This window comes from Pseudomonas sp. 22515 (genome assembly GCF_052044625.1).
GTDB classification, from domain to species: Bacteria; Pseudomonadota; Gammaproteobacteria; order Pseudomonadales; family Pseudomonadaceae; genus Aquipseudomonas; species Aquipseudomonas alloputida.
On record NZ_JBQENN010000013.1, the window covers coordinates 45,177 to 56,927 of the forward strand.

Annotated in this window: 9 protein-coding genes; 5 read left to right on the top strand and 4 right to left on the bottom strand. The window is 64.0% G+C overall.

Going from position 1 to position 11,751, the window contains the following annotated elements:
• Positions 1-16: 16 nt before the first annotated feature.
• The 4 genes from ACTJJN_RS13935 to ACTJJN_RS13950 form a co-directional block, all read right to left on the bottom strand.
• Positions 17-421: an META domain-containing protein gene (locus ACTJJN_RS13935; protein WP_047603354.1), complete on the bottom strand. Its 405-nt coding sequence runs from the start codon at positions 419-421 to the stop codon at positions 17-19.
• Positions 418-855 (bottom strand): hypothetical protein, encoded by a 438-nt coding sequence (locus ACTJJN_RS13940; RefSeq protein WP_004575339.1) that lies wholly within the window; start codon positions 853-855, stop codon positions 418-420. Before ACTJJN_RS13940 ends, ACTJJN_RS13935 begins: the two co-directional genes overlap by 4 nt.
• A gap of 31 nt (positions 856-886) precedes the next feature.
• Positions 887-1,876, bottom strand: a complete 990-nt coding sequence (locus ACTJJN_RS13945) for a 2-hydroxyacid dehydrogenase (RefSeq protein WP_440781341.1) — start codon at positions 1,874-1,876, stop codon at positions 887-889.
• Positions 1,877-1,952: 76 nt separating this feature from the next.
• Positions 1,953-4,706, bottom strand: coding sequence for a response regulator (locus ACTJJN_RS13950; RefSeq protein ID WP_440781343.1), 2,754 nt, complete (start codon positions 4,704-4,706; stop codon positions 1,953-1,955).
• Positions 4,707-4,899: 193 nt separating this feature from the next.
• Here ACTJJN_RS13950 and ACTJJN_RS13955 point away from each other — a divergent pair, with 193 nt between their 5' ends.
• The 5 genes from ACTJJN_RS13955 to relA all read left to right on the top strand — a co-directional run bounded on the left by ACTJJN_RS13955 (position 4,900) and on the right by relA (position 11,728).
• Complete coding sequence (locus ACTJJN_RS13955; protein ID WP_161774414.1) at positions 4,900-5,619, top strand: response regulator transcription factor; 720 nt, start codon at positions 4,900-4,902, stop codon at positions 5,617-5,619.
• 3 nt (positions 5,620-5,622) lie between these two features.
• Entirely contained in the window at positions 5,623-7,038 is a 1,416-nt protein-coding gene (locus tag ACTJJN_RS13960; protein ID WP_440781344.1) for a sensor histidine kinase, read from the top strand.
• Positions 7,039-7,132: 94 nt separating this feature from the next.
• The gene (gene cysM / locus ACTJJN_RS13965; RefSeq protein ID WP_003252416.1) at positions 7,133-8,032 is read left to right on the top strand and encodes a cysteine synthase CysM; all 900 of its coding nucleotides are present in this window, start codon (positions 7,133-7,135) and stop codon (positions 8,030-8,032) included.
• Positions 8,033-9,391 (top strand): 23S rRNA (uracil(1939)-C(5))-methyltransferase RlmD, encoded by a 1,359-nt coding sequence (gene rlmD, locus ACTJJN_RS13970; RefSeq protein ID WP_010952714.1) that lies wholly within the window; start codon positions 8,033-8,035, stop codon positions 9,389-9,391.
• A gap of 96 nt (positions 9,392-9,487) precedes the next feature.
• Entirely contained in the window at positions 9,488-11,728 is a 2,241-nt protein-coding gene (gene relA / locus ACTJJN_RS13975) for a GTP diphosphokinase (protein WP_003252420.1), read from the top strand.
• Positions 11,729-11,751 lie beyond the last annotated feature (23 nt).

Below are 11,751 nucleotides of genomic sequence, written 5' to 3' on the forward strand. Positions count from 1 at the left end.
GCGGCCCAGGCAATCCTCAGCCTTCTTCAGGCCAGAAGCGCAGCGGCTTGCCTTCGGCCGGCCAGAAGCGCATCTGCTCCACCGGTGACACATCCCAACGCTCTACCGTTTCCAGCGCCTGCAGGAAGCGTTTTTCCTGTTCCATCAGCGCGGGTGCGCACAGCTTGCGGGTCTTGCCGACCTTGCCGAAGCTCAGGTGCTCGCCATCGAGCGTGTAAGGCGCAAACCAGTGGTTGCAGCCGCCGTTGCCATAGGCACGGCCGTCGCTGGCCAGGGTCAAGGTCAGGTGGCTGTAGTCGATCAGTGGTCGTTCGCCAATCCACTCCAGCACGTAGCTGCGTTCCTGCTGCAGCCGGGAAGGTTGCGTGGCGCAGCCGAGCAGGCCGGTTGCAATCAGCACGCCGGTCAGCAGATTCTTCACTCGGCGCTCTCCTGGCAACGCGGGCACAGGTGTTTTTCGCCACGGCTGGCCCAGCCCAGCGCTGCGATACGGGCGCTGGCAGCCGGTTGACGAGCTGCCTTGCCGAGCTTGGCGTCTACTGCGAACTCGAAGCTCAGCACCGCATCGCAGCGATCGCACTCGACCTGCCAGGTGAGGATTTCCAGCTCGTTGAATACCGGGCCGCTCGCCACGGCAACCCACTGGCCGCGCGGGTTGATCAGGTGGCGCACGCTTTCCACGGTCAGGCGCATGGACAAATCCTTGCTGCCCTTGAGCGTGACCAGCAGGCTGTCGCCTTTTTGCATCGAACCGCCGTTGCCCGTGACCTGATAGCGGCCCGGCACCAAAGCGCGGCACTCGATCAGGGTGTGTTGCGGGTTGAATAGGGTGTAGCGAAAATCGTGTTCGACCATGGGTCCTCCAGAAATGCCGCGTATCCTAGCATTAACCCATCACCAGGTTCTGTGGATTGCCTGCCGCCCAGCGGTTGATGTTGTCCAGTGTGGTCGCGGCAATGGCATCCAGCGCCTCGCGGGTGAGGAAAGCCTGGTGGGCGGTGATGATCACGTTGGGGAAGGTCAGCAGCCGAGCCAGCACATCGTCTTGCAAGGGCAGGTCGGAGCGGTCCTCGAAGAACAGTTGGGCTTCTTCCTCGTAGACGTCCAGGCCCAGGTAGCCAAGCTGGCCGCTTTTCAGTGCGTCGATCAGCGCCGGGGTGTCGACCAGCGCACCGCGACCGGTGTTGATCAGCATGGCGCCGGGCTGCAACTGGGCCAGGCTTTGCGCGTTGACCAGGTGGCGAGTGTGCTCGGTCAGCGGGCAGTGCAGGCTGATGATGCGGGCTTCGCGCAACAGCTCGGGCAGGGGCATGTAGCGGGCGCCAAGGGCCAGCAGCTCTGGGTTGGGGTAGGGGTCGTACGCCAGCAGCTGGCAGCCGAAACCGGCCATGATGCGAGCGAAGGCGGCCCCGATCTGGCCGGTACCGACCACCCCGACGGTTTTTCCGTGCAGGTCGAAGCCGGTCAGCCCGTGCAGGGTGAAGTCACCTTCGCGGGTGCGGTTGTAGGCCCGATGCAGGCGCCGGTTGAGTGCCAGGATGAGCGCCACGGCGTGCTCGGCAACGGCGTGTGGCGAGTAGGCCGGCACGCGCACCACGGCCAGGCCCAAGCGCTGGGCGGCGGCCAGGTCGACGTGGTTGTAGCCGGCCGAGCGCAGGGCGATCAACCGCGTGCCGGCTGCGGCCAGGCGCTGCAGCACCGGCGCGTCGAGTTCGTCATTGATGAAGGCGCAGACCACCTCAAAGCCCTCTGCCAGGGCGGCGGTGTCGAGGGTCAGGCGGGCGGGCTGGAAATGCAGCTCCAAGGGGGTGCCGCTGGCAGCCTTGGTGAAGCTTTCCTGATCGTAGTGCTGGCTGCTGAACAACAGGGCGCGCATGGTGGAACTCCTTTGCAATGCATGTCTTGGTTGGGTCGCTGCCTGTCAAGGCATACCCAGCGTGGCCCAGAGCCACTCAAGCGCTCAATCTGGCCTGTGCCGACAGCCGGCTGATCGCGCTGTCCAGTTCATCCAGGGCCTGCTGCGCCTGCGGATTGTCCTGCTTCAGCAAGGTCTCGCTGCGTTGGCACGCTGCCCGTAACTGCGGTACGCCACAATAGCGTGAGGCCCCGTTCAGACGGTGTACTTGCTCGATCAGGCCATTGCGGTCATCGGCTTCGCGGGCGGCGCGTATGGCTTCGCGGTCCGTATCCAGGGAGGCCAGCAGCATGCTCAGCATGTCAGCGGCCAGATCTGCCTTGCCAGCGGCCAGGCGCAGGCCCTCTTCGGGGTCGAGTACCTTCAGTTCGTCGCCATTGGTCAGTAGCTCGGGCTGCGCCTGCTGGGGTGTGCCCAGGCTCAGGCCGGTCCACTTCATCACCACCTGGGCCAGTTGCCGTTCGCTGATCGGTTTGGTCAGGTAGTCGTCCATGCCGCTGTGCAACAACGCGCGTTTTTCGTTGGCCATGGCATGGGCAGTGAGGGCGACGATCGGCAGCGGGTTGCCGCTCTGGGTGTTTTCCCACAGGCGGATCTGTTCGGTACAGGCGCGGCCGTCCATGCCGGGCATCTGCACATCCATCAGCACCAGGTCGAACAACTCCTCCTGCACGGCCTGTACCGCCGCATAACCATTGTTGACGGCCAGTACCTCGGCACCCAAGTCTTCGAGCAGGGTTTTTACCAGCAGCAGGTTGGCGGCATTGTCGTCGACGCAGAGTATTTTCGGGCGTCGCTGGCCGTTGGCGTTGCTCCCTTCGGCCAGCGGACGGCGAGGTTGTACCAGCTCCAGCAAGAGGCGCCGCAGCTTGCGGGTGCAGGTCGGCTTGGACAGCAACTGGCCATGGCCGTTGGGCAGGTACGGGTGGTACAGCGCCTGCTCGGTGGTCGGGCACAGCACCACGCATTGGCAGTGGTAACGCTCGAGCTGCTGATGATAATGGCCCAGTTGCTCGGGCGACAGGTTACCCAGGTTGGCCCCGAGCACCGCGAACTCGAAGGGCAGGCCGGCCTGGCTGGCGGCCTGCACCCCCTGCAGCAACTGGTCGTAGGAGGCGAACAGGCTCACGCTGAGGCCGCAGTCTTCCAGCTGGTGCTCCAGTGCCTGGCGCGCCAGTTCGTGGCCATCGACAATGGCGGCACGGCGGCCCAGCAATGGCTGCGGTGGCAGCGCTTCGGCATCGTCATGAGCCTTGGGCAGGTTGAGGCTGATCCAGAACTGCGAACCTTCGCCCGGGGTACTGTCGACACCGATCTCGCCGCCCATCTGTTCGATCAGGCGCTTGGAAATCACCAGCCCCAGACCGGTGCCACCGGGCTGGCGGGCCAGTGAGTTGTCTGCCTGGCTGAAGGCCTGGAACAGTGTGCGCACATCCTGTGGTGACAGGCCGATGCCGGTGTCCTGTACGCTGATGCGCAACTGCGCGCAGTCTTCGTGCTCGTCTTCCAGCATGGCGCGCACGACGATGGTGCCTTCGCGGGTGAACTTGATGGCGTTGCTGACCAGGTTGGTGAGGATCTGCTTGAGCCGCAACGGGTCGCCCACCAGCGAAGCAGGCGTGTCGCGGTAGATCAGGCTCAGCAATTCCAGCTGCTTGGCGTGGGCGGCCGGAGCGAGGATGGTCAGGGTGTCCTGGATCAGGTCCCGCAGGTTGAACGGTATGCTGTCGAGCACCAGCTTGCCGGCTTCGATCTTGGAGAAATCGAGGATCTCGTTGATGATTCCCAGCAGGTTGTCAGCAGACTTCTCGATGGTGTTCAGGTAGTCGAGCTGGCGCGGTGTCATCTCGCTTTTTTGCAGCAGGTGGGTAAAGCCGAGGATGCCATTGAGCGGGGTGCGGATTTCGTGGCTCATGTTGGCCAGGAACTCCGACTTGATGCGGCTGGCCTCAAGTGCCTCTTTGCGCGCCATGTCCAGCTCGATGTTCTGGATTTCGATGGTTTCCAGGTTCTGGCGCACGTCTTCGGTGGCCTGGTCGATGCTGTGTTGCAGTTCTTCGTGGGCGTTTTGCAGGGTTTCGGCCATGCGGTTGATGCCGTGGGCCAGTTCGTCCAGCTCATGGCTGCCCATGGTCGGCAGGCGTTCTTCGAGGTGGCCGTCCTTGAGCTGATTGACCGCGTGCTTGATGCGTTCGATGGGGTCGTTGATGGTGCGGCTCATGCGCAGCGCCAACAGGCCGCTGAGTGCCAGGCAGGCGAGGATCAGCAACAGGCTGGTAAACAGGTTGCGGTAGCCGCGCAGCAGCGTGCCGTCGTGCGACAGCTCGATCTCTACCCAGCCCAGCAGGCGCTCGGCTTCGGCCGGCACGGCGTCGGTGGCCAGGTCGCGGTGGTGGCCGAACACGGGCATCAGGTAGCGGGTGGCGTCGTTGCCACTGCGCTGCAGGAGTTGGGTGCCGGTACCACCGCTGGGCGGCAGGTTGAGCATGCTCGGGCCGGCGTGGGCCAGGCGCGTGCGGTCCGGGGCCAGAAACGCCACTGCGCGCACATCGGCCTGCTCCAGGGTTTGTGCGGCAACTCTCTCCAGTTGCGCAGGCGCAAGCCGGGCCATGGCGGGTGCGGCCAGGGGCGCCAGTTGTTCGGCGATCATCTTGCCGCGCTGCAGCAGCTGGGTGCGCAGGTCGTTCTGTTGCAGCCAGGTGAAATAGCTACCCAGCACCAGGGCCATCAAGCCGGCCGGTAGCAGTGCCAGCAGCAGTACCCGGCTGCGGATTCCCAAGCGATCGAGCACACTTGCCTCCTCTGATGTGCCTGGATGCCGTCAAGTGGTAACGGCCAAGCCGCGAAGTTACTCCGCCTGCCGCACCATTGCATCTCTTTAGTACGTGTTATGCGCCGTTGCCGGGGCATTGGTCGCAGTGCGGTTGCCTGGCAGGTGGCGAATGCTCAATAATCGCGTAATTGAGAATGCATGGCAGTTGCCAATGAATCCTGTATCTATTTACAACACCAACATCCTTGCCATCGAGGACGACCCGGTGCTTGGCGCCTATCTGCAGGAAGAGCTGCAGCGTGGCGGCTTCCAGGTCACCTGGTGCCGCAATGGCCTGGAGGGCCTGGAAACGGCGGGCCGCCAGGCTTTCGATGTTGTGCTCATGGACATCCTGCTGCCCGGGCTTGATGGGCTGGACGCCTTGGCGCAGTTGCGCAGGCACAGCGCTACACCGGTAATCATGATGTCGGCGCTGGGGGCCGAGGCGGATCGTATCAGCGGCTTTCAGCGCGGCGCCGACGATTATCTGCCCAAGCCATTCAGCATGGCCGAGTTGCAGGTGCGCATCGAAGCGATTTTGCGCCGCGTGGCCCTGGAGCGGCGGCATCAGGGCCCGCTGGAGCAAGCCGGCTGCGGCGAGCTGCAGTTCGATGAGGGGCTGTGTGACGTGCGCCTGAATAGCCGCCTGGCAGGCCTGACCCCCAGCGAATACCGCCTGCTGGATATCCTCAACCGCAACCTCGACGAAGTACTCAGCAAGCCGTTCCTGTACCAGCACGTGTTGCAGCGCGGCTATTCACGGCATGACCGCAGCCTGGACATGCACGTCAGCCAGATCCGTCGCAAGCTCAAGGGCATCGGTTATCACGAACGGCAGATCCGCACCGTGTGGGGCAAGGGTTACGTGCTCAGTGCCAGCGAGGCGGAGTGAACCATGCTCGACCGCCATTCGCTGTTCTGGAAGCTGACCATCTTGCTGGTGGGCTTCTGCCTGCTGATGATCGGCCTCAGTTATACCTGGGGCCGGCACATGGAAACCCAGAATGCCTTCCTCTCGGAGTCGGCACGGCAGACCCTGCGGGGTTATGCCGCCGAAGCTGAGCAGGCCTGGCGCAGCGGCGGGCGGGAAGGGTTGGACCAGTGGGTGGCGGCCATGCATCAGCGCGAACGGGGCTGGGTCGGCGTGCTCGACATCAACCTGCGCCCGCTCGACAGCGCCTCCCTCAACCCACAGATCATGCAGCGTCTGACACGCCTGCGCGGTGTCGATTGGCCGATGAGTCGGCGCAGTGTCGACCAGCCGTGGGTGCGCATACCGTTCCCGGGGGCGCCGGAGCAGGGCATGCTGGTGATCGAACTGCCGCAGCGCTTCAATCCGGGCCAGCACCGCTTGCTGTGGCGCATTGTCACAAACGGCATCATTCCGGGGCTGTTCACCTTGCTGTTGTGTGTGGGCCTGTACCGCATGTTGATCGTGCCGCTGAATCAACTTCGCGAGCAGGCCAATGCCTGGCGGGCCGATCAGCTGTCGGCCCGCCTGGACTCGCGCACCATCGCCCGGCATGACGAATTGGGCGAACTGGCGCGTGCCTTTGACCAGATGGCCGAGCGACTGCAAGGCACGGTGGCTATGCAGCAGCAGTTGCTGCGCGACCTGTCCCACGAAATGCGCACGCCGCTGAGCCGGCTGCGGGTGGCCTGCGATGGTGAAACCGACCTGCAGCGTCTGCGTGATCGCCTGATCCGTGAAGTGGACTGCATGCAGCAACTGGTCGAAGACACCCTGCAACTGGCCTGGCAGGACGCCGAGCGTGCGCCGATGAACCTGGAACCGATCGAGGTCCACGCCTTGTGGGAGTTGCTGGCCGAAAATGCCAGCTACGAGAGCGGCTGGTCGCCTGCGCAACTGCGCTGCGAAGTACCGGCCGACTGCTGGGTGCAGGGCAACCTCAACCACCTGGCCCAGGCGCTGGAGAACATGTTGCGCAATGCCATTCGCCACTCGCCGGCCGACGGGGTGGTGCGGTTGGGTGGGCAGCGTGAGGGTAACTATTGGTGGTTGTGGCTTGAGGATGAGGGTGGCGGTGTCGCTGAAGAAGACCTGGAACGGATTTTCGCGCCGTTCTCGCGGTTGGACGGTTCGCGGCCTGGGGATGGTGGCTTCGGCCTGGGGCTGAGCATCGCCCGCAGTGCCATCCAGCGCCAGGGCGGCACCTTGTGGGCGCAGAATGGCAAACGCGGGTTGCGCTTGTGGATGAGGTTGCCGTTGCATGTGCCGGCCGCTTCGCGGGTNATCCCTGTAGGAGCGGGTTTACCCGCGAAGAGGCCAGCACATGGCGCACCGTTATAGCTTGTAGCTATATGCACTACAGATTGCGTGATATGGCCGCGAAGGGTTTGCCGGTATGATAGGCACCCCCGCCGTCCGGATTGCGAAATACGCCATGACCGTGCAGTACCCAACCATCGCCGATTGCGTCGGCAATACGCCACTGGTTCGCCTGCAGCGCATCGCTGGCGAAACCAGCAATACCCTCCTGCTCAAGCTCGAAGGTAACAATCCTGCCGGCTCGGTGAAAGACCGCCCGGCACTGTCGATGATCGCTCGCGCCGAACTGCGCGGCCAGATCAAGCCAGGCGATACCCTGATCGAAGCCACCTCCGGCAACACGGGCATCGCCCTGGCGATGGCGGCGGCGATCAAGGGCTACAAGATGATCCTGATCATGCCCGACAACTCCACCGCCGAGCGCAAGGCCGCCATGACGGCCTATGGCGCCGAGCTGATCCTGGTGACCAAGGAGGAGGGGATGGAAGGCGCCCGTGACCTGGCCGAGAAGCTGCAGGCCGAAGGCCGTGGCCTGGTGCTCGACCAGTTCGCCAACGGCGACAACCCGATCGCCCACTACAACAGCACCGGCCCGGAGATCTGGCAGCAGACCCAGGGCACCATTACCCATTTTGTCAGCTCCATGGGGACCACCGGTACCATCATGGGCTGCTCGCAGTACCTCAAGGAACAGAACCCCGCGGTGCAGATCATCGGCCTGCAACCGATGGAGGGCTCGGCAATTCCGGGCATTCGCCGCTGGCCCGAGGAATACCTGCCGAAAATCTTCGATGCCACCCGCGTCGACCGCGTGGTCGACATGTCGCAGCAGGAAGCCGAGGACACCACCCGTCGCCTTGCGCGTGAAGAGGGCATTTTCTGCGGCGTGTCTTCTGGTGGTGCGGTTGCGGCCATGTTGCGCCTGTCCCGCGAAGTGGAAAATGCGGTCATGGTTGCGATCATTTGCGACCGCGGCGACCGTTATCTGTCCACTGGCCTGTTTGATCCACGCTAAATGTCCAAGAAAAAAAGCAACAGCGGCCTGCGCTTCCAGCCGGCCGGCGGCAATCGCACCCCCCAGGTCCCAGTGGGCAAGAAGCAGCGCCTGGACATCGAGCGCCTGGCCGGTGACGGCCGTGGCATTGCCTTCCTCGACGGGCGTACCTGGTTCGTCAGCGGCGCCTTGGCCGGTGAGGCCGTGGAGGCGCGGGTGCTCAACGCCCGTGGCAAAGTGGTCGAGGCACGCCTGGAGCGGTTGCTGCAGGCCGCGCCCGAGCGCCGTGAGGCGCCATGTCGCTACTACGACCGCTGCGGTGGCTGCAACCTGCAGCACCTGCCGCACGAAGCGCAACTGGCGCTGAAGCAGCGCACCCTCGCCGAGCAGTTGCAGCGGGTGGCCGGCGTGCAACCCGAAGCGTGGGCTGCCCCCCTGAGCGGGCCGGAATTCGGCTACCGGCGCCGCGCCCGTGTGGCCGTGCGCTGGGACGTCAAGGCGCGTCAGCTGGAGGTGGGCTTCCGCGCCGAAGCCAGCCAGGACATCATTGCCATCGACGATTGTGCAGTGCTGGTACAACCCTTGCAGTCCATTTTGCGCCACTTGCCGACTGTGCTGCGTTCGTTGAGCAAGCCGCAGGCGCTGGGCCATGTAGAGCTGTTCAGTGGCACCGCCGAGGCGGTTCTGGTGCGCCACGTCGCGCCATTGCCGGCTGAGGACCAGGCCAGGTTGCAAGCGTTCTGCGAGCAGGCCAACGCCCAGCTGTGGCTGCAAGGCGAAGGTGAGCCGGCGCCAGTGGACCCAGCGGCGCAGTTGGGCTTTGCCCTGGCACCCTGGCAGCTGGAGCTGGCCTGGCGCCCGGGCGATTTCGTGCAGGTGAATGCCCAGGTCAATACGGCGATGATCGAGCAGGCTTTGGCCTGGCTCGCGCCACAAGCCGACGAGCGTGTGCTGGACTTGTTCTGCGGTCTGGGCAACTTTGCCCTGCCGCTGGCCCGCCAGGCGCGTGAAGTGGTGGCAGTGGAAGGTGTACAGGCCATGGTCGATCGGGCCGCGGCCAATGCCCGGAACAACAATGTGCATAACGCACGGTTTTTTCAGGCCGATTTATCGCAGCCTTTGGCCGGCACCGGATGGGCCGCCGAGGGCTTTTCTGCGGTACTCTTGGATCCACCGCGCGACGGTGCTTTCGAGGTGGTGCAAGGCATCGCCCGCCTCAAGGCCAGAAGGCTGGTCTACGTATCGTGCAACCCGGCCACGCTGGCGAGAGACGCCCAAGTGCTGGTCGGCCAGGGGTACCGGTTAAAAAGGGCCGGGATTCTCGACATGTTTCCTCAGACGGCGCATGTCGAGGCCATGGCGTTATTCGAAGCGGGCTAGCTGACTGGCCCCTTGGTGCGGTTGCCACGGAAGGGCGGCCGCACGGTGATCGCCAGCACACCCGTATGGTGTGCTGCATGGAAAGGTAAAACAAAGATGGTACAGGTGAGAGTGCACCAGCCGGTCAACACCGACGGCAGTATCAATCTCGAAGCATGGTTGGACCATGTGGTAAGCGTCGATTCGGCACTGGATCGCGCAGCGCTGAAAGAAGCCTGCGAGTTTGCCCTTGAGGTAGAGAAAAAGGGCAACCCGGCCAAGCATTCCTGGGCGGATGGTACGTCCAGCTTCCAGGCAGGCCTGGAAATCGCCGAAATTCTGGCTGACCTCAAGCTCGACCAGGACTCCCTGGTGGCTGCGGTCATCTACCGCTCGGTGCGCGAGGGCAAGGTCACCCTCGCCGAGGTCAGCCAGCGGTTTGGCCCGGTGGTGTCCAAGCTGATCGACGGCGTGCTGCGCATGGCCGCCATCAGTGCCAGCCTCAGCCCACGACAGTCGCTGGTGCTGGGCTCGCAGGCGCAGGTCGAGAACCTGCGCAAGATGCTGGTGGCCATGGTCGACGACGTGCGCGTGGCGCTGATCAAGCTGGCCGAACGCACGTGCGCAATCCGCGCGGTCAAGTCCGCCGATGACGAGAAACGCCTGCGTGTCGCGCGTGAAGTGTTCGACATCTACGCGCCGCTCGCGCACCGCCTGGGTATCGGTCACATCAAGTGGGAGCTGGAAGACCTGTCCTTCCGCTACCTGGAGCCCGACCAGTACAAGCAGATCGCCAAGCTGTTGCATGAGCGGCGGCTGGACCGCGAGCGCTTCATCAGCGACGTGATGAACCAGTTGCAGAACGAGTTGCTCGCCACTGGCGTAAATGCCGACATCAGCGGTCGGGCGAAACATATCTATTCGATCTGGCGCAAGATGCAGCGCAAAGGCCTGGAGTTCAGCCAGATCTACGACGTGCGTGCGGTGCGCGTGCTGGTGCCGGAAATCCGCGACTGCTACACCGCGCTGGGCATCGTGCACACCTTGTGGCGGCATATTCCCAAGGAGTTCGACGACTACATCGCCAACCCCAAGGAGAACGGCTACCGCTCGTTGCACACTGCGGTAATCGGCCCCGAGGGCAAGGTGCTGGAGGTGCAGATCCGCACCCACGGCATGCATGAAGAGGCCGAACTTGGGGTATGCGCCCACTGGCGCTACAAGGGCACCGACGTCAAGCCCAGCTCCAACCACTACGAAGAAAAGATTTCCTGGTTGCGCCAGGTGCTGGAATGGCACGAAGAGCTGGGCGACATCGGTGGCCTGGCCGAGCAGTTGCGGGTCGACATTGAGCCTGACCGGGTTTATGTGTTTACCCCCGACGGCCACGCCATCGACCTGCCCAAAGGCGCCACGCCACTGGACTTTGCCTACCGCGTGCACACCGAGATCGGCCACAACTGCCGCGGCGCGAAGATCAACGGCCGTATCGTGCCGCTGAACTACAGCCTGCAGACTGGCGAGCAGGTGGAGATCATCACCAGCAAGCACGGCAACCCCAGCCGTGACTGGTTGAACTCCAACCTGGGCTACGTGACCACCTCACGGGCGCGGGCCAAGATCGTCCACTGGTTCAAATTGCAGGCCCGCGACCAGAACGTTGCTGCCGGCAAGACCTTGCTTGAGCGCGAGCTCAGTCGTCTGGGCCTGCCGCAGGTTGATTTCGAGCGCCTGGCCGAGAAGACCAACGTCAAGACCGCCGAGGACATGTTTGCCTCGCTCGGTGCTGGCGACCTGCGCCTGGCTCATCTGGTCAACGCTGCCCAGCAGTTGCTGGAGCCTGAGCGTATCGAGCAGATCGAGCTGGTGCCGCGCAAGCCTACCGGGCCGCGTACCGGCAAGCGTGGCGACATTCAGATCCAGGGTGTCGGCAACCTGCTGACACAGATGGCCGGCTGCTGCCAGCCGCTACCGGGCGATGCCATTGTCGGTTACATCACCCAGGGCCGGGGCGTGAGCATTCATCGCCAGGACTGCGCCTCGGTATTGCAGCTGGCAGGCAAGGAGCCAGAGCGCATGATCCAGGTGAGCTGGGGGCCGATCCCGGTGCAGACCTACCCGGTCGACATCGTCATCCGTGCCTACGACCGCCCGGGCCTGCTGCGCGATGTGTCTCAGGTGCTGCTGAACGAGAAGATCAACGTGCTGGCGGTGAATACCCGTTCGAACAAGGAAGACAACACCGCGCTGATGTCGCTGACCATCGAGATTCCAGGCCTGGACGCGCTGGGGCGCCTGCTGGGGCGGATCTCGCAGTTGCCGAACATCATCGAGACGCGGCGTAATCGTACCCCTTGAGACCGGGGCGCCAGCTTCGCGGG

Coding starts and splice junctions, on each gene's coding strand:
- cysM (WP_003252416.1), top strand. CDS start 7,133: ATGACCGTGCAGTACCCAACCATCGCCGATTGCGTCGGCAATACGCCA.
- ACTJJN_RS13955 (WP_161774414.1), top strand. CDS start 4,900: ATGAATCCTGTATCTATTTACAACACCAACATCCTTGCCATCGAGGAC.
- relA (WP_003252420.1), top strand. CDS start 9,488: ATGGTACAGGTGAGAGTGCACCAGCCGGTCAACACCGACGGCAGTATC.
- ACTJJN_RS13945 (WP_440781341.1), bottom strand. CDS start 1,876: ATGCGCGCCCTGTTGTTCAGCAGCCAGCACTACGATCAGGAAAGCTTC.
- ACTJJN_RS13940 (WP_004575339.1), bottom strand. CDS start 855: ATGGTCGAACACGATTTTCGCTACACCCTATTCAACCCGCAACACACC.
- rlmD (WP_010952714.1), top strand. CDS start 8,033: ATGTCCAAGAAAAAAAGCAACAGCGGCCTGCGCTTCCAGCCGGCCGGC.